Origin of the sequence: Desulfosporosinus sp. SYSU MS00001 (assembly GCF_049943955.1) — a bacterium.
GTDB lineage: Bacteria > Bacillota > Desulfitobacteriia > Desulfitobacteriales > Desulfitobacteriaceae > Desulfosporosinus.
Map to the genome: position 1 here is coordinate 115,421 of NZ_JBNFTW010000011.1, position 23,991 is coordinate 139,411.

At 44.7% G+C, this 23,991-nt stretch carries 28 protein-coding genes; 4 read left to right on the plus strand and 24 right to left on the minus strand.

Translation table 11 applies throughout. From position 1 onward, the window contains the following. Positions 1 to 67: 67 nt before the first annotated feature. From ACPUYX_RS17630 to ACPUYX_RS17655, 6 genes are all read right to left on the minus strand, one after another. Positions 68 to 589: a PadR family transcriptional regulator gene (locus ACPUYX_RS17630; RefSeq protein WP_426380936.1), complete on the minus strand. Its 522-nt coding sequence runs from the start codon at positions 587 to 589 to the stop codon at positions 68 to 70. A 62-nt stretch (positions 590 to 651) separates the two neighbouring features. Beyond that, entirely contained in the window at positions 652 to 1,500 is an 849-nt protein-coding gene (locus ACPUYX_RS17635) for a sialate O-acetylesterase (protein ID WP_426380975.1), read from the minus strand. A 345-nt stretch (positions 1,501 to 1,845) separates the two neighbouring features. Then, positions 1,846 to 2,046: a hypothetical protein gene (locus tag ACPUYX_RS17640; protein ID WP_426380937.1), complete on the minus strand. Its 201-nt coding sequence runs from the start codon at positions 2,044 to 2,046 to the stop codon at positions 1,846 to 1,848. Positions 2,047 to 2,146: 100 nt separating this feature from the next. Then, on the minus strand, positions 2,147 to 2,590 hold the full coding sequence (locus ACPUYX_RS17645; RefSeq protein ID WP_426380938.1) for a threonine/serine exporter family protein: 444 nt from the start codon (positions 2,588 to 2,590) through the stop codon (positions 2,147 to 2,149). Next, positions 2,587 to 3,348: a threonine/serine ThrE exporter family protein gene (locus tag ACPUYX_RS17650; protein ID WP_426380939.1), complete on the minus strand. Its 762-nt coding sequence runs from the start codon at positions 3,346 to 3,348 to the stop codon at positions 2,587 to 2,589. Before ACPUYX_RS17650 ends, ACPUYX_RS17645 begins: the two co-directional genes overlap by 4 nt. 5 nt (positions 3,349 to 3,353) lie before the next feature. Further along, positions 3,354 to 4,334, minus strand: coding sequence for an AraC family transcriptional regulator N-terminal domain-containing protein (locus ACPUYX_RS17655; RefSeq protein WP_426380940.1), 981 nt, complete (start codon positions 4,332 to 4,334; stop codon positions 3,354 to 3,356). A gap of 334 nt (positions 4,335 to 4,668) precedes the next feature. Between ACPUYX_RS17655 and ACPUYX_RS17660 the strand changes: the two genes are divergently transcribed. Then, positions 4,669 to 5,676 carry an oxidoreductase gene (locus ACPUYX_RS17660; protein WP_426380941.1) on the plus strand — a complete coding sequence of 336 codons (1,008 nt, stop codon included), beginning with the start codon at positions 4,669 to 4,671 and terminating at the stop codon, positions 5,674 to 5,676. Positions 5,677 to 5,786: 110 nt separating this feature from the next. On the opposite strand, the gene ACPUYX_RS17665 is transcribed toward ACPUYX_RS17660, so the two are convergent. From ACPUYX_RS17665 to ACPUYX_RS17750, 18 genes are all read right to left on the minus strand, one after another. After that, positions 5,787 to 6,773 (minus strand): radical SAM protein, encoded by a 987-nt coding sequence (locus tag ACPUYX_RS17665; protein ID WP_426380942.1) that lies wholly within the window; start codon positions 6,771 to 6,773, stop codon positions 5,787 to 5,789. After that, positions 6,767 to 7,810, minus strand: a complete 1,044-nt coding sequence (locus ACPUYX_RS17670; RefSeq protein WP_426380943.1) for a radical SAM protein — start codon at positions 7,808 to 7,810, stop codon at positions 6,767 to 6,769. The genes ACPUYX_RS17665 and ACPUYX_RS17670 overlap by 7 nt, the downstream gene beginning before the upstream one ends. Before the next feature lie 69 nt (positions 7,811 to 7,879). After that, positions 7,880 to 8,935 (minus strand): geranylgeranyl reductase family protein, encoded by a 1,056-nt coding sequence (locus ACPUYX_RS17675; protein ID WP_426380944.1) that lies wholly within the window; start codon positions 8,933 to 8,935, stop codon positions 7,880 to 7,882. Then, complete coding sequence (locus ACPUYX_RS17680) at positions 8,916 to 10,022, minus strand: lipoyl protein ligase domain-containing protein (protein ID WP_426380945.1); 1,107 nt, start codon at positions 10,020 to 10,022, stop codon at positions 8,916 to 8,918. The genes ACPUYX_RS17675 and ACPUYX_RS17680 overlap by 20 nt, the downstream gene beginning before the upstream one ends. 4 nt (positions 10,023 to 10,026) lie before the next feature. Further along, entirely contained in the window at positions 10,027 to 10,446 is a 420-nt protein-coding gene (locus ACPUYX_RS17685; protein ID WP_426380946.1) for a glycine cleavage system protein H, read from the minus strand. 41 nt (positions 10,447 to 10,487) lie between these two features. Continuing rightward, positions 10,488 to 11,429, minus strand: coding sequence for a lipoate--protein ligase family protein (locus ACPUYX_RS17690; protein ID WP_426380947.1), 942 nt, complete (start codon positions 11,427 to 11,429; stop codon positions 10,488 to 10,490). 55 nt (positions 11,430 to 11,484) lie between these two features. Next, the gene (locus tag ACPUYX_RS17695; protein ID WP_426380948.1) at positions 11,485 to 11,787 is read right to left on the minus strand and encodes a DUF6506 family protein; all 303 of its coding nucleotides are present in this window, start codon (positions 11,785 to 11,787) and stop codon (positions 11,485 to 11,487) included. A gap of 317 nt (positions 11,788 to 12,104) precedes the next feature. Further along, positions 12,105 to 13,268, minus strand: coding sequence for a (Fe-S)-binding protein (locus ACPUYX_RS17700; RefSeq protein WP_426380949.1), 1,164 nt, complete (start codon positions 13,266 to 13,268; stop codon positions 12,105 to 12,107). A gap of 3 nt (positions 13,269 to 13,271) precedes the next feature. After that, complete coding sequence (locus tag ACPUYX_RS17705) at positions 13,272 to 14,720, minus strand: FAD-binding oxidoreductase (RefSeq protein ID WP_426380950.1); 1,449 nt, start codon at positions 14,718 to 14,720, stop codon at positions 13,272 to 13,274. A gap of 21 nt (positions 14,721 to 14,741) precedes the next feature. Beyond that, the gene (locus tag ACPUYX_RS17710) at positions 14,742 to 15,164 is read right to left on the minus strand and encodes a glycine cleavage system protein H (protein WP_426380951.1); all 423 of its coding nucleotides are present in this window, start codon (positions 15,162 to 15,164) and stop codon (positions 14,742 to 14,744) included. Then, on the minus strand, positions 15,157 to 16,032 hold the full coding sequence (gene lipA / locus ACPUYX_RS17715) for a lipoyl synthase (RefSeq protein WP_426380952.1): 876 nt from the start codon (positions 16,030 to 16,032) through the stop codon (positions 15,157 to 15,159). Before lipA ends, ACPUYX_RS17710 begins: the two co-directional genes overlap by 8 nt. Then, positions 16,033 to 16,728: a lipoyl(octanoyl) transferase LipB gene (lipB, locus tag ACPUYX_RS17720; protein WP_426380953.1), complete on the minus strand. Its 696-nt coding sequence runs from the start codon at positions 16,726 to 16,728 to the stop codon at positions 16,033 to 16,035. 33 nt (positions 16,729 to 16,761) lie between these two features. Then, positions 16,762 to 17,106 (minus strand): carboxymuconolactone decarboxylase family protein, encoded by a 345-nt coding sequence (locus ACPUYX_RS17725; protein WP_088227508.1) that lies wholly within the window; start codon positions 17,104 to 17,106, stop codon positions 16,762 to 16,764. Positions 17,107 to 17,230: 124 nt separating this feature from the next. Next, positions 17,231 to 18,430, minus strand: a complete 1,200-nt coding sequence (locus ACPUYX_RS17730; protein ID WP_426380954.1) for a dihydrolipoamide acetyltransferase family protein — start codon at positions 18,428 to 18,430, stop codon at positions 17,231 to 17,233. Next, entirely contained in the window at positions 18,431 to 19,462 is a 1,032-nt protein-coding gene (locus tag ACPUYX_RS17735) for an ATP-NAD kinase family protein (protein WP_426380955.1), read from the minus strand. A 23-nt stretch (positions 19,463 to 19,485) separates the two neighbouring features. After that, positions 19,486 to 20,457, minus strand: coding sequence for an alpha-ketoacid dehydrogenase subunit beta (locus ACPUYX_RS17740; RefSeq protein ID WP_426380956.1), 972 nt, complete (start codon positions 20,455 to 20,457; stop codon positions 19,486 to 19,488). Positions 20,458 to 20,476: 19 nt separating this feature from the next. Continuing rightward, complete coding sequence (locus tag ACPUYX_RS17745; protein WP_426380957.1) at positions 20,477 to 21,439, minus strand: thiamine pyrophosphate-dependent dehydrogenase E1 component subunit alpha; 963 nt, start codon at positions 21,437 to 21,439, stop codon at positions 20,477 to 20,479. Positions 21,440 to 21,497: 58 nt separating this feature from the next. Beyond that, positions 21,498 to 21,869, minus strand: coding sequence for a Lin0512 family protein (locus ACPUYX_RS17750; RefSeq protein WP_426380958.1), 372 nt, complete (start codon positions 21,867 to 21,869; stop codon positions 21,498 to 21,500). A gap of 509 nt (positions 21,870 to 22,378) precedes the next feature. Here ACPUYX_RS17750 and ACPUYX_RS17755 point away from each other — a divergent pair. Genes ACPUYX_RS17755 through ACPUYX_RS17765 form a run of 3 tightly spaced genes read left to right on the plus strand, consistent with a single transcriptional unit; the run spans position 22,379 to position 23,956 of the window. Next, complete coding sequence (locus tag ACPUYX_RS17755; RefSeq protein WP_426380959.1) at positions 22,379 to 22,699, plus strand: PadR family transcriptional regulator; 321 nt, start codon at positions 22,379 to 22,381, stop codon at positions 22,697 to 22,699. Further along, positions 22,699 to 23,562 (plus strand): hypothetical protein, encoded by an 864-nt coding sequence (locus ACPUYX_RS17760; RefSeq protein WP_426380960.1) that lies wholly within the window; start codon positions 22,699 to 22,701, stop codon positions 23,560 to 23,562. The genes ACPUYX_RS17755 and ACPUYX_RS17760 overlap by 1 nt, the downstream gene beginning before the upstream one ends. 10 nt (positions 23,563 to 23,572) lie before the next feature. After that, the gene (locus ACPUYX_RS17765) at positions 23,573 to 23,956 is read left to right on the plus strand and encodes a hypothetical protein (protein ID WP_426380961.1); all 384 of its coding nucleotides are present in this window, start codon (positions 23,573 to 23,575) and stop codon (positions 23,954 to 23,956) included. Positions 23,957 to 23,991: the final 35 nt, after the last annotated feature.

Below are 23,991 nucleotides of genomic sequence, written 5' to 3' on the forward strand. Positions count from 1 at the left end.
ACTCATAGACTTCTCTTTGTATACAGCTAATGCATCGGTAATATCATACTGTTCCACACCCTTAGATTTAATTTATCGTTCTTAGATCTTTTAACAGCCCTTCAAACCATTGAACATTTACTAAGTGATGAGAACGTGAATTTTCTAACATTTTTTTAAAATAAACAGGGATAGTCTCATTATGTTCAAGAGATTGTTCTAATAAAATAATTTTCTGATTAGTTTGTTCGATTTGAATTTCTATTAGTTTTTTTAGTTCCTCACTTTTATATTCACTAGCAAATAGCATTGCTGCATAAAAAGATAAATTCACATACTCGGTCTTAGAACCATATTTATACATTAATTTTTCAAATACCTTATTCCCTAGTTCAGTAATGATATAATTATGAGTCTCTCTAGTGTTATCTAATTGATCAACTTTCTTAATATATTGTTTTTCTTCCAATTGTTGAAGATTATAATAGAATGAACCTTTAGTGAAATTCACGATATATTTATAGTGTCTTTCTTCCATTAAGGCCAATAATTCGTATCCGTAAGAACCTGGGTTTTGTATTAATAAACCTAAAATTAGTAACGGAATCAAAAAGCCATCTCCTTTATGTCCTTCATCAAAGCTACATTACTAGTTATTTCATAATTATAAGTTTAATCATTGTTGATTTGCATGACTTGCGATACAAATTTATCATATGATATTTTTCCTAATGCAAAATCCATACTTTTTATATATATCTTTTCTGCTTTGGTATATGTTCTAGCATGATTTAAAGTTAGTTGCTCATTTTCATTAATTAATGGCTTCAATACATGCTGCCTATTAGAAAAGGCTTCAAAATATCGCAAACCAAATTTTCTTTGTGAAAGGGCATCAATATGAATACCATCAGGATTAGCAGTTAAACCTGAGGCTGTGACAAAGTAACAATTATTTTGTTCAAAAGCAAATTTTTGTAACTCTTGATTAACGAAGTTATACTCAGTACAGCTTTTTCCAAATCCTTCTTTACCTAAATAATCTCCTAAACCTCCAATAACAATTGGAATATCTGGAGCATTCAACTCTATTCTTAGAGTCTCAATAATTACAAGTAACTTTTTATAATATACTTTGAAGTTACCATTAACACTATCGCTTTCTCCTTGATGCCATAAAACTCCAGTTAACTCGCTGCTTTGCATAGCAAATTTAGCTTCAGTTATTGCATGTCTGAAAAGCACTTCGTCTATAGCCCACTCATCCAGAGTACTTCCACCTTCAGCACAAGGAATTAAGCCAATAATATCTTCTTGATTTTGACGACACCATTCATCTGCAAATGAACCTGCCAGACTTATTCCTGAAACAGGACGGTCATAATTGATGGGCTCAGTCATCATTTGCCATCTACCATTACGCAACATTTGTATCCTCTCATTATAAATCGGGGATACCTCATGAATAAACCCCCGTCCAGCCATATTTGACTGTCCTAACATTAAAAACGATTTAATCACTTTTTTCATCCTTCTTTAACTAATATTTTTAAAGACATGTTTCCAATTCTCAATGAATATTAAGTAGTTACTTATTAATTCATTTCTTCATTAGATTTCCCTAGGTATGAGGAACTACCTGATGCGTTATTAGTCTAATTAGACTAATAACACAAAAATATTATAGTCTAATTAGACTAGTTGTCAACCCTGTTTTTTCAGAAATAAAGCCAATATATTCCTCGAAAACGTATCCATTTTTATCGAAACCACAACCTATATAAAGCAATATGTAAAAGTCACTGAATTCAGCATACATCATATTCTCTCTAGCTTCTGTGTCGTTGCCGTTGGCAGCGGCCTTTTTTAGATAATTAAAAACCAGTTAATGGCTCCCAGAGCTAGGGCGTCAGTAACGGGCGTAGCATTAATAGAAACATAAGATTCTATAGCACGGGCCAACACGTCAATACCTAAAGAAATCGTTACTTCCTTGAGTATGACCGTCATTAAGGAAGGGTCGTTCACTGTTAAGGTAGCTAGCGGCTGCGGATCCACGATGTCCATTTTTACCTTATCTATAATTCCCCGATTCTTACCTGTTATGTTAAGAACTAGGTTAAATTATTGTACCTAGATAAAAAAAATGAAGCTGATTTAAATCTCATCAGCCCCATTCATGAGAGCGTAATGCTAAAAAAACTCTGGACAGCGAAGATGCAACCATAATGCCGGCTGCTATAGCAACTGCAATACTTACCGTATAAGAGCCATAATCGGCAAACTCTACAAACCTATTATTGATCGCATAGCTCATTGTGTAGTATAAGGCCCGACCAGGAACTAGTGGAATGATAGCTGCTGTTAAAAAAGTAGTAGCTGGCGTTTTCTCGATGCGGGCGCATATCTCGGAGTAAAAGGTTACTATAATAGCCGAAATGAAGTACTGCGTTATTTCGCCTTTTAGCCAGAGACCACCCAGTAAGTAGATCACCCATGCTAACATACCACCTAAAGCAGCATACCATATTTTCCTTCCTCTAATATTAAACAGAATTGAAAAACCAAGTGAGCCCACAAAAGCCAAAATGATCTGAAATGTATGGATCATTTAAACATACCTCCAACAAAAACTGATACCAGACCGAATCCAAAAGAGATGGACAACGCTACAAGAACAGCTTCACAAAGGCGTAATAGTCCTGCTATCGTATCTCCGCTTATGATATCCCTTATTGAGTTCGTTAGAGCCAATCCTGGTATCAGCAGCATGATATTTCCGATTGCAATTTTATCGAAGCTATGACCTATCCCGCTTCTAACTAGCAGAACCCCCAGCATTCCTATAACGAACGAGCAGAGTATATTTACAATAAAAACGTTTTTATCCAATCTTTGGACAAAAGTGATCGCTGATTTCAATATCATGCCGATAGCTGCAGAAACAACTGCATCATTCAAGTCGCCTCCATAGAACATCGTGAATGTTCCAGCAATCATACCATACACCAAATACTGGACATTCGGACCATATATGCGTCTAATACCGATCTTTTCTATTTCAGTTCTAATATAGTCTGCCTCAGGTTTGCGAGCACAAATATAGTGGGAAAGATTATTAAGTCTGTCCAACTTGTCCAAATCCGTTGAGTATTTTAAGATCCTCCTGGTTTGAGTGAGCGTATTTCCGCTTTTCGATTGAAGAGATACGACGATACTAGACGTAATAGTAAATACATCCACCCGCTTTGCATCATATGCTTTGCAGATACGACTGATGGAGTCCTCTACGCGATTTACTTCAGCACCGCTGACAAGCATTTGTTCTCCAATATCCAATATGTAACTTAGTAATTCTTTTGTAAGCATATCACTTAATGCCCTTTCAGTTTTTCTTGAACTTGATATGGAGTTTCTTGAATTTCCTTAATATCCCTGAGAGGTGATAAACCAAAGAGTCTCTTGTATTCTCGATTAAATTGAGAGGGGCTTTCATAACCAACTTCCAGTGCGGCGGCAGTGACATCCATGGAGCTGGTCAGCATAAGGCGCCTGGCCTCCTGCAGACGTAGTTGTTTCTGGTACTGTAAAGGTCCCATTGTTGTAATCGTTTTAAACTTATGCTGAAGGCTTGAGACACTCATATTACTGAACTTAGCAAGCTCGGGAGCGGTGAATGGGCGTGAGAAGTTTTCTTTAATCCACCCGATTGCTTTTCCTATACCATCAGACTGCTGATCATAGAGGGCTTGCTGAAGAAAAAGGTGTCCATATTTGCCTGAAACTAAACGATAGATCATTTCACGCATCATGAGAACGGACAGAAATGGAGCAGGCTCTGGCTTAAGGGCGAGATTAAGCAAGCGTTCAAACAGTTCAAGGAGATCTTTATCAGATTTTCCAATGAACGCTGCAGTGCTTGGTTTCTTAATTCTGGAAGGAAGATCAATTTTAGCCTCAGCAACAACGGATGCAACTTCCTCTGCAGTAAAATCTATACGCAGGCCAATATATGGGAAACCTTTTGTTGCTCCGATGACTCGACCGGATGCAGGGATGTCGATGATGGAAGCCACGTAATCACCTTCATAATAGTGAAGTATATCCTGCCCAAGGTGAAGTTCCTTTGATCCTTGCAGAATAAGGCAAAAAGATGGCGCCAGCACACTTGGAATCAGCGGCGACTGGTGGGTATGGCGACAGATTGAGAGATATGGGATGGCTGTTGTAGTGGTCCCTTCTGATGTGGTAATCTGGTCTGCCATAGAAACCAGCTGTGACAAAATTTCCTTGTGATCTGAGACGCTTTGATTGAGCATCAGAATATTAGCTGTTTTTTCCATTTGCTTTGACATTTTAATCACTTAACCTTTTTTTCATAAACGATAAAATCCTATGGCTAAGTATAGTTCAAGAAAAGGTAAACTGCAATAAAACAAAATACTTGGTTTGCAGTTTTAGGCAATTTTTATGCAGAAACATACTACTCGTCATCTGCGTTTCAAGGGATAATAATAAATAGCGAAACAAATACCGCTTAATTCAGCCTCAGAAAAGCAACTACTTTAAAGGCTACTGAAAACATTGATATTTCAAGTAAACAGCCATTACTGCCGTGCTTATATATGGTAACCACGTTATCCCGACTGGATTATGGCCACGATTGACCGTTGAAAGGAGAACTCTACTATGACCAAACAAATTCCCATGGGTTCCGGCTTCGGAGCTGCGTCCTCAACAATGGATGTTATTGCCGGCATTAATCTTCACGGCAAAAATGCTATTGTGACCGGCGGCTATTCCGGGCTTGGACTGGAAACTGTACGAGCGCTGTCCGCTGCAGGTGCAACGGTAATTGTTCCGACACGTGATTTTGAACGTGCTAAGAACGTTTTGGAGGGCATCAGTAATGTTGAAATTGAACCGATGGATTTGCTTGTTCCAAAATCCATCGATGCTTTTGCAGATAAATTTCTGGCCACTGGCCGCCCTTTGCATATTCAGGTAAACAGTGCGGGTATTATGGCTTGTCCGCTGACAAGGGATGCCAGAGGATATGAAGCACAATTTGCTACGAACCATCTTGGACATTTTCAACTTACTGCCAAACTTTGGCCGGCTCTGTGCAAAGCAAATAGTGCAAGAGTTATTGCTGTTTCTTCTTTAGGCCACCGCTATTCGCCGGTTGTATTTGAAGATCCTAATTTTGAGAAAAGGGACTATGACCGCTTTGCTGCTTATGGCCAATCTAAAACGGCGAATATCTTATTTGCTGTTGAACTGGACAAGCGCGGCAAACAAAATAACGTGCGTGCATTCTCCCTTCATCCCGGAAGCATTGTAGGCACCGGACTAGAAAAGTATCTGACACAGAACGAATTAATAACCAATGGCATCCTTGACGAAAACGGAGAGCCAATCCGTGATCCTTCAAAACAGCTTAAAACAATTTCCCAAGGAGCAGCGACTACTGTATGGTGTGCCACTAATCCAGAGCTTAACAGCATGGGCGGACTTTATTGTGAAAATTGCGATATTGCTCCGCTGATGCAAGAAATTAACGGAACTACCAGCATGGGAGACGCCACCAGATTAACTGGTGTGAGGCCCTATGCAATTGATCCGGTGTCTGCTGAAAAGCTGTGGAGTTTAAGCGAAAAGCTCATAGGATTGGCACCATGGCCACTAGGAGAATAAGCAAAATCATGAAGTATTAAGCTAATGATTTTTTTGCAGATTTTGCACTACAAAACCACAACACATTGTAAATTAAGCCAGTGAGCCAAAATCACTTAAAAAAATCCTCCTTATCCTGGTAATTGCATTTGATTCCTCATATAGTTTTGTCCAATTAAACTACAGCATTCTTCCGTAAAAACGGTTTGCAGCCCTCTATTCTGTGCATAATCAATAGTTGCTTCATGGGGATAGGCAATGCCATTGACCCCACAATCAACCGCCTGGATCTCAATTATCCGTTTATATTGCCCTGATGGTCTCGCACAGCCAAGTGTAATGGGAATATCCGGGTTCATAATTCTGGCCTGCGCAATGACTTCACTTGCTTGGTCCAACGCCGGTGGTTCTAGCCCTGCCATAACAGTTCCATTGGAAGGGGTTAAGATAACCAAAACTATTGTCTTTGGCTGAGCTTGCTGAATCATCTCTAAGGCTTGAATCTCCCCCCGGATTTGGCCATAGTGCAATCCGATGACCACATGAGGGGCTATGTTTAAGTCTGCTTCACGACAGAAGAACATGGCCCGCAGGTAATCTTCAGGTCTTCGATCAAGATGATAAACTTGGTGAATCGTCTCTTGGTCACCAATCACATCCATTAAGACCTGATCCACATGTGCCGCTTTTAAAGCCATAGCCGTTTCACGAGTAATGATTCCGCTATGAACTAATACTTTCAAACCCTTCTGGCTGGCATAAGCAAGGGAATCCAGAAATGGCAGCAACGGTACCTCTCCCTGTGAATTTGCCCCCCCGCTTACGAGGATGCCCCGACAACCTATGTCCTGGAGCTGATCAATCACTTGACGCATTTTCAGAGGGGTAGGCGCTGGTACCATATTCTGGAGAAGTTTGCCGCTGCAATGATCACACCGACAAGCACAAGCCTCACCTGTGACGCTTAAATTGACAAAATAGTGTTTGTGGTTCGCATAGTAGCGGTTTTCGTAATGCTTGGCACCAGGAGCAGAAAACCATATCTCCGGCTTTAATCGCTGCCGCACTTCCCAGGCTTCTTGGGCAAGACTTAATTCCTCGCTGTCTTTATTTAACATTCCTGTTTAACCCCGTTCCAGAGCTGCGGGATAATTACATCAATATCTTCTGCCTCAGGAAGAAACGGATAATTGCGCATCGGATCGCTGGCGCGTTCATTCCCAAAGGGGCGGTTACAAGCAACTTGTCCGTCCTCTCCCGGACAGCCGGAAGTCATGAAGGCTTCACCATTCCGAATAATAGGCATTATATCCTTCCCATAGTCCATTATTTGTTCTTGCGCTGAAAACTGAAAGTTCTTCACCTCCGCAAGGCCTTCATCGATCAAATACCGCGCCATTTGCACCCGGCGATATTGCCCTAAATCAGGCGGCGGGCAATCCTGCAGCAAGCTGCCGCTCTCCGGGTAAAAGGAAAACAAATGAGTCAAAGCTCCCATCTGGTGAGCCTTGGCTATGGTCCTGACCATCTCAGCTTCCGTCTCGCCCAAGCCGACAATCAGGTGTACCCCCACCTGATACTGTCCAAAGATTTCTACCGCATCACCTAAGGTATGCCAAAAAAGATCCCAGCGGTGAGGCCCACTCACTCCTGCCCCTCGATGCTGAACAAATAATTCTTCCGTCGCAGCATCTATAGCTACGCCCACCCGGTCCGCCCCGGCTGCTTTAAATCTGGTCAAGTCCTCTTTCCTTTTCATCACTGTCGGCGCAATCAAAACGCTAACCGGTAATTGAGTGTACTCACGAACCTGGCTTATAATCCCACAGGTATCTTCCACAGCACGTCCATGAGTGATCATAGAAACGCAGACTCTTTTAAAGGGATGGTTTCCGCTCCTCATCCGATCAAGAATATTTTGCAGGGAGTAAACCGGCCATTTAACCCGAATAAAGGTTTTGGAGGATTCTTCCTGACGATTCTTCGCCAGACCGCAATAACTGCAGGCTGCCCTGCAGCCGCTGTTATAAGTCAGCAGAAGGTTAAGACATTTGCATTCGGATTTTGGCATAAAACGCCCTTTTTCCATTCCCATACATAGGGCGCCGGCCAAACTCGTTTGTACAAATTGAGGACTTTCTTGAACTAACTGCATAGTTGCCCTTCCCCTTTCAACAATCATTGCCCTCAGAAACTCAGTGAATAAACTATTCTAGAAGTCTGCCTAACTTGCTCCAATCCATGTTCTTTTTATCAAAGTCTCGAACTGGTCTCTGTCCTCAGTCCAATAGGTAGTCATATCATTTCTCTTGCGCCTGGCTCGCTCAAGAAATCCACCCAGTATTGACTGCCATTGTTGGGGATACCGGGACAACAATCTTAGATCGTGATTTATTACCGCCTGAGCAGCACACCTTCCGGCAATCTCTCCGGTAACAATAGCTGTTAGTATCCCCCCGCCGGTAACCGGATGAGTAAATCCGCCGGCATCACCGCAGAGAAGCACATTTTCTGCCTGAGTTATCCCTAAAGGGCCTCCGACGGGGATCAGGCCTCCCGTTTTGGCTAAAGGCTGAGTATCTTTAATTTTTCCCTGGACGGCCAAATCACTCACAAATTGCTGCAGGAGATGCGGCAATTTTTCTTTATGTATGAGACTAACCCCAACTCCCACATTGGCTCTTTCACCTTTAGGAAAAAGCCAGGCGTAACCTCCCGTGAATTCCGGTTTGAAATAAAGATCGATGGATTTTTGTTTATCTCTCAAGGGCAATGTGTATTGAAATCCTACCAAATACTCTCGGTTTTCACTCTTGATCCAATGACCGACTGCAGACCGCGGCCCATCGGCACCAATAATAATTGTAGTCGGCATAAACTCCTGTTTGCCGTTTCTGGAAATCATTAACCCCGAATCCGTTTTAGCTGCCGCCCTCATTCCGGTCCAGAACTCAGCTCCTGCGGCAACAGCACTATTTACTAAACTTTTGTCAAACACTTTCCGGTTTAATAGATATCCCGAACCTGCCAGAGAAGCAACCGGTTTACCATAAAGATAACTATCCATACTCCGGATAGTTTGCACAACTGCGCCCGGTACAAGCTGAACATGTTGTTTAACTTCGCGGGGAACAAACTCCGCACATTGCACCGGACGTTCCGGGTAACTGCCGGCATCGATAAGCAGGACATTAATTCCGGACTTGGCGGCTGCTTGGGCTGCGCTGGCTCCGGCCGGGCCGGCTCCTACAATGACGACATCATAATGCTTTGACGTCATTCCTGTCACCTTCTCTGCTGCAGGCAAGATAAAGAGCCTGGCAAATGTCCTCAGCCTCAACTCCAGGTATGCGTACCTTATGGCTTGCGAAAAACTGATTGACCCTTTTCGCAAGCTCAAGGGGATTTGAGGATGAATTTTTTAGGTCTGCTTCCAGGTCCAGGATACTTCTTGCCGGATAGGCAAAAAAGTCACCGGTGATAAAGGCACTCTTAATAAGCTGACGCTTTTCGTCCAAGCGGATTGAAACCCGAATCAAGCCTCCCCGAGATTTATAGTCCGCCATTCTCAGGTCATTGGCTTGGGATACAATTCTCGTTCCTCTGATCCACTCCTCTGACTGGAAATGAACCAATTCCTTTTCCAACCTTTGCTGTTCAATCTCCATCAGACCGCCCGGTTCCAGAGTAATGCCCAGAACTTCGGAAATACCTGCAGCAAGCGCAGCTTTAATATCTGCCAAAGGAGGTAGATAGCCAAGAACTTCCCTTAAGCAGGTAACTCTTTGTTTGAAAGACTTAACATCTTTATCTGCCAGTTTCTTTATTGGCAATTTCAGAGCCTTAAGCATAGTGTCGGCATCAAAATCAGTCAACAGAGACCCCTGGTACAGAAAAATATCCCCCATTTCAGTTCCTCCAGTGCCTGAAATCTTACGGCCCCCAACTTCAATATCATTGGTTGGACGAAAATGGGCTTTTACGCCCAAGCGCTCCAAGCCGGAAACTACCCCTTCACACATTAGCCGGTACATGTCTTCCAACCGTTTAGGAATACCCGGTGTAGTTTTAGGGGCAAAAATTTCCCACCCAAGTTGAGACTCATCCCAATACAGGTTCCCCCCTCCTGTAAGGCGCCGATTTATCTCAATGCCCTGTTCATGGCAATAATTCTCATCTACTTCAAGTTCCACAGCTTGGTGGTAACCGATCAGAGCGCAAGGAGGTGAAAATTGGAGAAAACGAACCGTGTTAGGAACCTGATTAGAACTGCGGGCATCCAGGATAACCTGATCCAAGGCCATATTCTGAGCCGCTGAGATTGCACCCGTATCCAATAACCGCCAAGGGTTTCCCATCCTCTTCATCTTCTTAGCCGATCTCCTCTTCCTTAGTTTCTTGTTCAATAATCCACATGCGATAGGCTTGAGCGGTCAACAAGCCTTTAACTTCGGCGGAATCCCTTAATTTCATCCTGCACATCCAGCCTTCACCATAAGTATCGCTATTAACCTTGCGTGGATGGACAAGGACTTCATGATTCGTTTCCAGGATCGTTCCCGAGAGCGGCGAAAACAGACTGCCGACCCATTTCCCAGATTCAACCGATCCTAGCTTATCCCCTCTGCCAACGGTCTCTCCTGCCTGAAGAAGCTCCAAATAAAGAATATCGCCTGTATTGCTTTGCCCATAATCCGAAAGTCCGATAACAGCTTCTTCGCCATTGACTTTAATCCAGAAATCGTGGGTGTCATAATATAGGTTCTCAGGTATGGCATACTCCAAATCCATTGTCTTACCTCCCCGTCTCAGTAAACTCGCAGATTAGGCCCCTAAGGCCTCCCAAGTAAATCTTCATGCCATTCACAACCTATTAGAGAATCAGCCCTGGAGAAATAACAGGCCGCCTTGCCGAAAAACTGCATCTGCTCAACCTTTCCATTATGCAGCAGAATAACTGCACTGCTGTCGGGGCCTATTCTTCTTTCCAACAGCAAAACATCTTCTGCTATTTTAATAGTTCGCTCCGTATGTTTCCTGCCGGGCATTGCTATCCATTCCCAAGAGCTGGTCTTAACATAAATTTCCTTCGCTTTCCTTATGAGTTCATCATCCAGAGTCCTGGCCTCAAGGTCGCCCCATTGCCGTTTAAAACCTTCGACAAGCAGAACTGCCAGAGCATCATACCCTACAGAATGATGGACCCAATCCTTCAACGTTGTCATATTGGCTTGCATAGTCTGACGCAAGTACTGGCGGAATTGGCTGCCAGGCACTCTAAGAATCTTGCTCATGACAGTATAATCAAAATCCACAAGAAGATTGCCCACATAGGCAGTACATTTCCCGATATCACCGCAGGCATTTCCGGAACATTTACGTCCTGCAGCGGTGATATCTGCGGGCGGCTTAAGTTTTGCCGGGAGGCCAAAATATTTGTAAGCAGAAATAGCCGGCTGCAAAAATTGTTCATAGTAACGCGTCCGCCTTAGAGGTAACCATGAATTATCCTGCCGTAACACAAGCTGGAAGAACACTTGCCCTTTGTCAAGATAAACGACCCCGCCGCCGGTCTCTCTCCGGAATAATGGTATCCCCTGCCGCTGACAATACTCCAGGTCTATTTCCTGATCCAAGTCATCATGCAGTCCCAAGCATACATAAGGTGATGAAGGATAACAGAGGATTAACCCTTCGCGCCCCAGGTAAGCCAAAGCGTGATAATAACATTGGGATTCCCACCAGCTTACTTCTCCCAGGTCATATAAGTCCACAGAAAGAACCTCCCGCCAAAATCTTCAGTTTTCCGGTTTTCGGCTCAACTCAAGGTTAAAATATCTCGTCCCCGCTCTTGAAGTTCAGTCCGGGATGATTGTCAAAACGCACGACGCCCACAACAGCCTTATCACCGACTGCTTTTTTCACTTCGGCAGTACCGATAATTCCAAATCCCCCGCATAATTCAATAGCTCCAACGCCTTCACTCACAAGTTCTTGGGCTGCCATTGAGGCCATAGCATAATCCTTAACCCCGACTACGGTTAAATCAACTTGGGGAGTCTCCACAACACTTCTGTTTTTTCGATAATCCGCCTCCGGGGCAACAAAAATAAACGCTGCCTTTAATTTCATAACACTCCACTCCCTTTATGCGCACCTTAAGCGCTTCGTTTATATTCCGTGAAATCATCGCTCTTGGATCACGATGCAAGACAACTGATTTTCTATGCTGAACCCATATGGGTTCCTTATTTCGCCACCAATATCCATAATTAAGACATTTCAAAGCCCATTTAAAAGTACGTACTGTGCCGACACCTGTGAACTCATTCAGCTAAAGCTGAACATCGAGGCTCCGGTGACGAAAGTGTTCTATGGACACTTTCGCCGGAAGCGCCTAAACCCATAACAAATTCTTTCGCGCTGAAGGATGGACTCTATATAGAATTTCAGAGAGCTTCCAGGATCAATTGGCTGATATCCAGGACTCGGATCGGCAGATTTTCCTTCCGGATGGCAGCGGTCAGCATCTGTTCACATTGCTGACAAGCTGAAACCACAATTGATGCCCCTGTGGCCTGAATCTCTTCTACCCGCAGGGCAGCTATCCTGGCCGCATTTTCGGGATCGACACTCTGCAGATTTCCTCCTCCGCCGCAGCATAAAGCATAGTCTTTGTTGTGAGCCATTTCAACGAATTTGACGTCGGGGATACTGTTAATGATGGCACGAGGTGCTTCGTAAATCCCGCTGTTTCTCCCTAAATCACAAGGATCGTGATAGGTGATCACTTCAGCTAGCTCATTGAGCTGAATTCTTCCTTCCTTAATTAATTGCGCCAGATATTCCGTCGTATGCTGAATCTTCAAGTCATAACCTTTGAGGACTTCTCTGCTGTCATGCTTCCACACATGATAACAGGAAGGACAACTGGCAATCAGAGTATGAATGTCCATGGCCTTAATTTTTTCCACGTTATGGCGGATAAATTTCTGAGCATCATTCGCAAAGCCCGCTCCCAGCAAAGGAAAGCCGCAGCACCATTCTTCCCCGCCCATGGTCGTAAAATCGCATTCGGCTTCATGCAAAATTTCCGCGGTTGCCAGCGGAACTTCTGCCGCCTGGGGAAAGAAGGAGGAAACACATCCCACAAAATAGCATACGTCAGCACCGGAGCGCGGCTCGATCGATTCAGGATCATCCAAATCCTGAGCCCACTCCAGCCGCTCATCATTGCTGAAATTCGTGATGTTTTTATGAGCCGCCAAGGTATCCCGCAGGTTGACATAGGCCTGAGGTTCTTGCCCTGCTTCGGCAAGACGCTGGCGCAGATCCAGCCATAACCTGCGCAGATCAATGGTTGTCGAACAGCCAACAGCACAGGCTCCGCACAACGTGCATTGGGCCAGGCGCCGGACAAACTCTTCCGGAATATCTCTTCGCTGCTGATGGGCAAAAATCTCGCGGCTAAGACTTACCTTGCCCCGCGGACTCGCTGATTCCCAGCCAATCACCTTGTAGATGGGGCAATCCGTACGGCAGTAACCGCAGCGGGCACAGATCAGTGCTTCCTTTTCCAAGGTAGTGTACAGAGTATCTGGCTTTTGGCTCATCGGTTACCACCCCCTGCCAAAGACTTTTCTTATTCCTGCCAGCATATCCATAGCCAAAGCATAATTCAAAGGATTTAAGATAAACGGAGCACGATAAACTTTTCCCGGATTCATAATACCTTTGCCGTCAAGGTCACGCTTGATTTTTTTAAGCCTTTTCAGTTCGGAAGGTTGATGAATCCGCCTTATCATCGGGGCATTCCATAAACCGACGCCGTAAGGGCTGCCCCCGTGGCGATAGCCGATATCATGAAGCTTCTTCACCAGACTGAGATTGATAATGTACCTGATGGTATGCATTTCATCAGCGTTAAAGGTCGTCATCACTGTGGCATAGTCCGCAGTAACCACATGGCCATAGGAGAACAGCTTTAAATTGTAACTTTGGGACATTTTCCGAACGTCAGCAAGATATTGGGGAAGGTTTTTAATAGGAAGCCAAATTTCGGCCCCGAGAAGGGACGGCCCGCCTCGTTTGAGGCGCATGGCCTTGAACTTTTCCTCCCATTCCAGCTCTGCTGTCTCCAGTGGCAGGAGCCTTAGTGACTGATATTTTTCTGTCATTGTTTGGATAATCTTCTCCGCCTGCTCAAGCTCCTGATCAGAGCCTTCATAATCTACGGCCAGAAGATAACCATGATCTAAGCCGCCAGGTGCAATTCCCAGGGCGTTCATGCCTTGCAAACATTCCTCATCGGTGAAATGCAGATTAAAAGGAACTTCTGCCCCCTTGATGACTACTTGCATCTTGTCCCGCATTTCCAGGGGATCAGAACATTGCAGCAAAAAGTGTTTGAGCTTAGTTTGGTGCCGTATTGCCACTTCCAGCTCCGTAACAATCCCCAGCGTTCCCTCTGCAGCAGCAAACCATTCCAGGGATGGCTGGGTATCCCGCGTAAGACGTCGTGCCTTTCCTTCTGGAGTTACCACTTCAATGGACCGAACCAGTGATAGCAGGCTGCCGTATTTCAGGCTGCCAATCCCATAGCCCAGCATTGAAAACCAGCCCCCGATGGTAGCAACCGGAGTACTGCTGGGAAAGGATTTGGGAGCCAGACCTTTGCCGCTTAAATACCGTTCAAGTTCTATCCAGGTGGTTGCCGGTTTAACCGTAACGGTCATAGCTGCCTCGTTTACATCAACAATTCCTTTAAGCAAGTTAAGATCCATTAAGATTCCCTTATGGAGCGGCACGGTATTGAAATAAACCGTCGAACCGCCGGCACGGGGTGTCACCGGAATAGTGTCCTTCCAAGCAGTTTTGAGAATATCGCTGACTTCTTCCGTATTGGCCGGACGAACGACTATGTCAGGCAGCGTCTTAAAGAGAGGTCCGACCAGCAGCTCCGGTACCGGAGCCAGGTCGCGAGAGTAGAAGGATCTTTCAAAGGGCGAGTCCGTCGCCTGCTCCCCATATTGATCCAGGATTTCTTTGACGATTTCTGTCTTCACCAGTATTCCCCCTTACCTGGCCTACTGAGGATGTTTGGCAATTTCCTCCTGCAAAAAAGCAAGGGCTTTATCTCCAAAAAGCAGATTGGTTTGCACCTCCGCCATATTCGACGGTTCAATTACTGCTATCCAGCCCTTTCCATAGGGATCTTCATTTAAAGGCTTGGGCACAGAGGCCAAATCTTTATTTGCTTCCACAACCTTCCCGGAGACCGGCATCGTTATTTTACCGGCCCATTTACCCGATTGCATTGAGCAGAGTGTTTTTCCGGCTTCCAGGTCTTTGCCGGCCCGGGGCACTCGTACAAAGGTAATGTTGCCTGCCAGCTGCTGCATAAAATCCGTGACTCCCACCCGGATTTGCTGGCCTTCGATTTTGACCCAGGCATGGTCGGTGGTGTAATAAAGATCATCCGGCATATCATAGTTAGCCACTTTAGCCATAAACCTTAGCCTCCTTTCTTCTTACCTGAATACCGGCAAGAGCACGGGCTGCATGATAAGAACTCCTGACCAGAGGCCCGGCATTAACATCTAAAAAACCTAGGTTAAAAGCTTCTTGTCTCAGCCAGGCAAAGGTCTCGGGATGAATATAATCAACGACGGGATAGTGAGCGGGAGAAGGACTTAGATATTGACCGAGGGTCAAAATGTCACAATGAACGGTTCGCAGGTCCTCCATAACCTTCAGCACTTCATCTGTCTGTTCACCCAATCCCAGCATCAGTCCCGATTTCGCTAAGATTCCCGCCGCGCTCACCCTTTGCAGCAATTCCAGTGAGCGTTCATAAATAGCCTGAGGTCTAACGGTGGGATAAAGACGGGGAACCGTTTCCACATTGTGGTTAATCACCGCAGGCTTGGCCTCGATCACTTTCTGCAAAGCATCTTTTTTCCCTCGGAAGTCTGGTATCAGGACTTCAACGGTAACATCAGGCACAGTTTTTTTAAGAGCCTTAATCGTCGCTGCAAAATGCCCCGCTCCGCCATCGGTCAGATCATCCCTGGTCACTGATGTAACAACAACATGGTGCAAATTCAATTGTTGAACGGTTAAAGCGACACCCTGCGGCTCCTCAGGATCAACCGGCAGCGGCCGTCCGTGGGTAACCGCACAAAACCGGCAATTACGGGAGCAGACATTACCAAGAATCATAAAGGTACAGGTTTTCTGGGCAAAGCATTCACCCATGTTCGGGCAGTCAGCCCCTTCACAAACCGTATGCAGATGTCCCGCATCCAACAACCTTTTCATACTGTCCAATGCTTCGGGACTTGGAGTTTCTATTGTCAGCCAATCTGGTCTCTTCATTTAGACACCTTCTAACATGTCCTTGACTTTTGCCAAAGTAACATCTTCCAAATACAGATCCATAACGTCACTCAACTGCTGGCGCATTTCTTGTTTCACTTGATTAAAATCAACCGTGTGTCCCAGAACTTTTTCCATGGATGTAACTTCCAAAGTAGAAGCTGAAATTCCGCAGGGAATAATGTAGGAAAAATGGTTTAAGTCCGGGGAAATATTCAAGGCCACACCATGCATCGTAACCCAGTGCTGAACTGCCATGCCCTCAGCAGCGATCTTCGCTGATCCTGCCCATACCCCCGGATATGCCTGTTTGCGACCAGCAGCAATCCCGAAGGTTTTGAGGGTTCTAATTAAAATTTCTTCCATCCGGCGGGCATACAAATGAACATCTCGTTCAAACCCCGTCAGATCAAGAATAGGATAACAAACTAATTGACCGGGACCATGATAGGTAATGTCCCCTCCCCGGTCTGTCTCATAGACTTTGATCCCCTGTTCCTCCAGAAAGGCCTGACTGACGAGAATATGGTCAAAACCGCCCCTTCTGCCGATGGTAAAGCAGGGATGATGTTCCAGAAAAATTACGGTATCCGCTATGGCCCCGTTTCTGCGCGCTTGGTTTAGCACTTTCTGCAGTGCCAGAATCTCTCCGTATTCCTCTCTGCCTAATTCCAAGCAATAGCCTTTCCTGCTCATACCATCCACCCGTTTCTAATTTCAAATCAAATTCTAATCTTCAAATTCATCCAAGGCTGCCATTAAGGTCGTTGAGGCATAAGCCATAGAAGGCGAACCGCCAAAAGCAATCGCTACTGAGGCTGCCTCCAGAATTTCATCCCGATTGGCCCCTTCATTCAAAGCATTTTTGGTATGAAGCGTAATGCAATATTCACAGCGCGAATAAAGAGCAATGGCTAAACCGATGAGCTCTTTGTATTTACGCTCTAATTCACCTTCGACATAAGCGGCTTGATCCATCTGGACAAATGCCGCATTGAGTTCCGGAACAACGTCACCCACGGCCTCCATCCCCGAAAACATTTCACTTAATAACTCATTGGGATCCTTTGCCATTACGTATTCCTCCTTGAAAATCAAATTGAACTTCAATTTGAATATAACGTTAAAGATTAACTATTTTTAATTTAAAATTGTTTGATTTGAATATAGCTTCAATTTGAAAATCCTAAATCAATTATCAGATAAACATCTTTTGGGGATTTTCGATCAAGTCAATCAGAACAGCCAACCATTCTGCTGCCGGTGCACCATCAAGGATACGATGATCAAAGGATAACGATAATCCCATCATGGGGCGAACAACAACCTCGCCGCCAACGGCAGCAGGTTTATCCACCGTTCTGCCCACTCCTAAAATTGCAGCCTCAGGGGGATTAATAATGGGGGTAAACCAGTCTACCGATTGATACCCACCCAAATTGGTAATGGTAAAAGTCGCCCCGTTCATTTCATCCACATTGAGTTTATTTCTGCGCCCTCGCTTGGCCAGATCTTTAATTTCTTCGTTCAGCTGGGTCAGCTTTTTCTCATTGGCCCTGCGCAGGACAGGTACAATCAAACCATCAGGAACAGCCACAGCCATCCCGATATTAATTTCCTGCAGAGTTTTAATGTTATCGCCATCCAAAGTTACATTGACAGCAGGATTAATTTCAATGGCCCGGGCTACGGCTTTCGTTAACAGTGCCGTAACCGAGATTTTATCCTTATCCTTAAGACCTTCATTAATTTGTTTCCGGAGTGCCAGAATCCCGGACATATCGACACTGACATGATGGGTTACTTTCGCATTTGAAGTCCAGCTGGTCAGCATGTTTTCCCCGATAGCTCGTCTCATGCCCTCATAAGGCATAACCTTGAGTGTAGGACGATCATCAGACGGAGTGCCTACCCCTTCAGCTAGGGCTTTTTCAATATCATCCCTGGTAATCCGGCCCTCAGGTCCTGTACCGCCTACAAGGGTATAATCGAGATCGTTCTCTTCGGCAAGCTTCCGGGCCGCAGGGGAAATTTTCACTTTTCCGCCGCCGGTTGCTGACGTTTTCACAATTCCGCCCGAAGCTGCTTTTACTTTTTCCTTAGAATCCGCTGACCCCGAGGCCACCGGACTTGCGGCTAAAATTGCCGAAATATCTTCGCCGGCTTCTCCGATAGCTCCCATTAATCCACCCACAGGAAGCTTGGTTCCTTTTGCCGCCACAATTTTAAGTAGAATTCCGTCCGCCGGGGACTCGATCTTATTGGTGATCTTATCGGTCATCACTTCGACTAAGGTTTCCCCTTTTTTCAGGCTGTCGCCCTCTTGTTTAAGCCACTTGCCCACAGTCCCGGTTTTCATGGCCAGGCCTAGTTTAGGCATCGTAATGGATGTTGCCATCTAGTTTTCCTCCTTAAGCCAGTGTAATTTCTTCATGGCCTGTTCTCCCTGTGAATAACCTTTAGCCACCGCCTGACGTAATACCAGCCGGGGATCCGCCACTCGAGGGCCCTCAAAGGTAAGCTGAAAGGAAACTTCCTCCCCCTCGCCTACTTCGACTTCTCTTTCCCCGTCAAGGGCAATTACCAAGGGGCCCTTTTCACCGTTTATCTCCTCACCGATCTCCAAAATTTTATAAGCAGCCACTTGAATAGGTCTGATTAAACCAGGAGCAAGCGGTGCCATTAAACTTATGTTTCCAGGGCCAAGATCGATGGCCATTCCTTTTGATTCAGTTATGCCGATAGGGTGCAAATTGCCAGCAATCGAGGATATCCCGATATTATCCGGTTCACCTCGGGTAACCACGACTTTCCGAATACGCTCTTCATCCCAAATCGCTCTCGAGCCAATAAAGATATCTTTGAGCACAACCGCATCGATCAAAGCCATATCAACAGGCTTACCGTTTTTTAATACGATGATCTTCTTTGTCCGATGCACCGCCGGGGAATCAGCCAACCCACAGACCACTGCTCCCGCGGCTAACCCCGCTATGGTCCCTTCGACCATTTGCGGGAAAACGTTATTCGTTCCTGTGGAAATAGGCAAGAGAGGGACATCTCCGCAGCTTTTCGCCACCATGCGGTTCGTTCCATCTCCGCCCAAGGTAATAATACAACCGATACCAGCCTGATTCATGGCGAGGGCAGCTTGAGCAGAATCAATTTGAGTTCCTGTCATTTCCATATCCGCTTCAACAATGTCCAGCGATAAGTGATGGTCTTTTGCTAAGCCTTCAACGGCCCGGGGAACAATTCCATAATAGTCGGGCATATAGACAACCCGATCTACGCCAGTGACAGCTAACGCCAGCAGGCAGCGCTTGACAATATTCACCTTTTCCAAGTTATCAAAACAAATGCCATAAGCGACCAAACGACGAATATCTTTTCCTGAAGCCGGATTTGCGATAATTCCGACAGAAGCCATGCTGCACCTCCCTCTAAGAACGTCTAGAACATTTCCTCTACGGCCTTAATGATTTTTTCCTCACTGGGAAGATAAGCGGTTTCTAAAACAGGGCTAAAGGGAATCGGTGTATCCGGAGCTGTGACTCTCTTAATAGGAGCATCCAGATAGTCAAAGCCCTCATCGGCAACAATGGCTGCTATTTCACCTGCGAAGCCGCTGGTCTTTACTTCTTCATGGACAATCAGCAATTTACCGGTTTTCGATACCGATTTGAGTAGTTCATCCTTATCCAGCGGGATAAGGGTGCGCGGGTCGATAACTTCAGCATTAATCCCTTTAGCAGCAAGCTGCTCAGCGGCAGCCAAGGCTTTTTGTATCATCCATGACCAAGCTACAATGGTAATGTCAGAGCCTTCACGTTTAATATCTGCTTTGCCAAGGGGAACCACGTATTCACCTTCAGGAACATCTCCGGAAACACCAAGTAATTGTTTATGCTCGATGTAGACGACGGGATTATCATCGCGAATGGCTGCAGCCATTAAGCCTTTAGCATCTGCAGGCGTTGACGGCATAACAGTCTTTATCCCCGGAATATGGGTAAACCATGATTCCATACACTGTGAGTGTTGGGCTGCTGCCCCCATCCCGGCTCCACAGGGCGTTCGAACCACCATCGGCACTTTTGCCTTCCCGCCAAACATATAGCGCATTTTAGCAGCCTGGTTAAAGAGTTCATCCATACAACAGCCCATGAAATCAACAAACATAATTTCGGCGATAGGTCTCAGCCCGGCGGCTGCAGCACCTACCGCATGACCGACAATGGCTGCCTCACTGATCGGTGTATTTAAAACCCTCTGGGGTCCGAATTCATCATATAAGGTACCGGTCACTCCAAAGCAACCGCCGAACTGAGCGACATCCTCACCTGCCAGATAAACATTTGGGTCTCTTAGCATCTCTACCCGCATTCCATCTCTAATAGCTTCCGCATAGGTCATTTGTTTCATTTTTTTCACCCTTCCTTACTTAATCTGCATAAACATCAGTAAAGAGTTCTTGTGGATCCGGCAGGGGACTCGATTCAGCGAATTTGACCGCTTCTTCAATTTCCGCCTCAGTGTCAGCCTTGATCTTGTCCAGATCAGCTTGCAGAGCATAATTAAGTTTAAGCAGATTCTTTTCCAATCTTGGGATAGGGTCTTTCTTCAGCCATTCTTCTTGGTCTTTGGGATCTTTATAGGCACCGGGATCACCTTCAAAATGCCCGCGATGCCGCCAGGTTTTGCACTCGACTAACGTCGGACCGTCGCCTTTTCTGGCCCGTTCGATAGCAGCACCTGCCGCCTCATAGACAGCGATCACATCATTGCCATCGACAGAAACACCGGGGATGCCATAACCGCTGGCCCGGTCGGAAATATCAGTAATGTTTTGGTGAGTCTTCTGAGAATTGGAAATAGCCCAGCCATTATTTTCACAAAGAAATACAACGGGCAGTTTCCAGGTCGAAGCCAAATTCAAAGCTTCGTGAAAGGTCGCTCTGTCGGAAGCGCCATCTCCGAAAAAGGCCACAGCTACCGCACCGTTATTCTTATATTTACAGGCAAAGGCAGCACCGGTCGCTATTGGCATACCTGCGCCCACAATGCCATTGGCTCCGAGAATTCCTAAATCAACGTCGGCGATATGCATAGAACCGCCTTTCCCTTTACAATAGCCCGTGGTTCTGCCAAATACTTCGGCCATCATCGATTTTAAGTCTCCGCCTTTAGCAATTAAATGACCGTGTCCCCGGTGCGTACTGGCGATAAAATCCTTGGTATCCAAGTTAGCACAAACACCGGTGGCGACTGCTTCCTCACCCAGATACAAGTGAACAAACCCGGGGATTTTTCCTGCCGCAAAGATTTCTACGATCTTTGACTCAAAGGCCCGAATGGTACACATTTTCTTGTACATGTCCAGTAATTGTTCTTTTTTGAGATCCATTTAGGTTTCCTCCTTTATTGATTGGATTGTTTCTGAAAACCGTCATAGTTCCTATGTTTTAGCAATCAGTTTTCGTATTTACATATACCGTTAAGGCTGCTACAGCCACCACGATGGTGTCCCCTTCTCCCAGTTCCGGCAAATCCAACCCCCGCACGGTTAAGCCTCCCAAAACGACTTCCAAGCGTGTTGAGCCAAAGGGAACCGCCTTTAAGACTTCTTCCTGATTCAGTTTTTCCGGGAATGGACAGGCTATCTTGACCTCAATCACCATGTCATTAGGACTTTGAATTCCAGTGATATCAAATAATCCACATAAACAGCTGTGAGATACAGCATCCTTTACGGCCCTTTGAGCCGCCTTGGTTACATCTCCGCCGTGCAAATCTGAGCCGGTGCCGATTTCAATGATAAAGCGCTGCAAACTCACAAAATCACCCCTTCCAGTAAAAATATTGTTATTCGTTCTAGTTCCTTAGCTGATCTATTAACTTAGCAAAAGCTATGCCAAATTCTGAAAGTACACATTATGAAATCACCTTAACTAAGCAGTAAACGTTTCCCTAAGCAAGGGATTATGCCGCTCTCCGATTAAGTTCAGAAAGAACAAACTATTAGATAAAAAAAATTCCACCCTGACAGGTGGTATCAACTTCCCCGATATGTGTGAGGGTCAATCTCATTATTTAAAATCATCCAACTCGATGATGTCATTTCAATGTCACATTCTCATGTCATTGGTGTTACATGAATGTGACACAAATAATACAAAATCTCTGACCACTAAGATAATTTGGTTCTCCGGAATAGAAATAAAAACCTGAGCTTATGGTGGTCTTCTCTGATTTACCAATAAAATAATATTGACAACAGTTAATGAAAAGATTATTATTCAGTTAAACTTAATAAGTAAAACGTAATAAAGACAGGGGAGTTATTATGAGAAAAAATGAATTAGGACGTTTTTCGGATGCATCGTTTCTTATTCTTTCAAGTCTAGCAAATGGACCGAAACATGGATACGCTATGATGGAAGATATTAAGGCATTTAGTGGTACTCAACTGGAGCCAGGAACACTTTATGGTGCAATTTCACGATTAGAGAAACAGGAATGGATTGAAGCTTTGGTTACTGAGGAAAGGCGTCGACCTTATCGCATCACTGGTTCAGGTATAACAGCTCTTCGAGAGCAAGTCGCAACATTAGAACAAGTTGCAATGGTTGGAAAAAAACGTTTAGCTACGCTGGAGGGATTTTAATGCGTTGGTTATTGAAACTCTATCCTCGTACTTGGCGTGAACGTTATGAAGATGAAATGGTGACATTGTTAGAAGAACACAAAGTAACACCTGCTACGGTATTTGACTTACTATTAGGGGCTTTTGATGCAAATTTAAATTACAATGGTTTTACGGAGGGGCTTTCGTATATGCTAAATCGGGTTCGGTCAGGAATTGTAATGTTTTTTTGTTCTTTTATGTTATATGGTATCGGATGGAGTTTGCTTCAGCGACTTAATGACCCAATTCCTGATTTTCAATTGATAAATACAATTCATCCTGAGCTAGGGATAATTCATAGTGCAATTCTTATTGTAGGGTTTATTTCGTTTTTAGCTTTTTTAATAGGTGGTTTACCCATTTTCTTTATTTCGGTCAAACGAGCCTATAGGGAGAGAAAGCAAAACGTGTTAAGTCCATTTTGGGCAGCTCTTTCATGCCTGCTTTTATTCGCAATTTTAACGGTAATCCTTGTGACTTGGCATCCACAAGTTCACATTTATGCTATTTTGCTTGGATACCTTTTCCTTGCGGCTCTCCTTTTAGTTGTCGGAACTGTTGCAGTTTCATTGGTTGTAGCAAGAACTGAGTTTAAGTTATCTGAACTTAAATTTGTATATATCCCTGAAATCATTATTTTGTTTGGAATGGTGGTGTCAGTAGTACTATCAATGATTTTAATCGCCAGGATTACTGCTAACGCCCCTCAATTATTTGTTACACAAGACGTAAGTAGCACAATGTTCACTATAGGTATTATTTTAATGTCAATTGGTACAATTTTTGCCGTAATCGGGCTGAATCGTGGGACAATCGAACAAATTGATCAATTTATTCACTGAGGGAGATTAAATGTTGAAATACACTTTGGCTAAACTGCCACCTAGGTACAGGTTTACAATGCTTCTTGCTTTAGCTACCGCGTTTATTTTTAGCCGTCTCGGTATTGCACAAGGAAAAGCTCTGCTGAATGCAGTACCCTGGGGTATCCTAGTCCTTCTTGTAACAGCCTGGCTTGGGACAGGCAACCGCGATTCATTAAGATTAGGAGCTGTTTTTGGTTTTCTCGTATCCTATGCATATTTGTGGTTTGATAATAACAATATTCATTCTTTTACTCAGGTTCTAATTCTCATTCCGCTTATCATTTTGCCGTCGATGTTCGGGTTGTTATGCGGGATAGTATTGGGGTATTTCGGATGGGAAATAAAACAGATGTTTATAACGAAGACTTAATAAGGGTGAGGTTGCTCACGAATGTTTCTTTAATG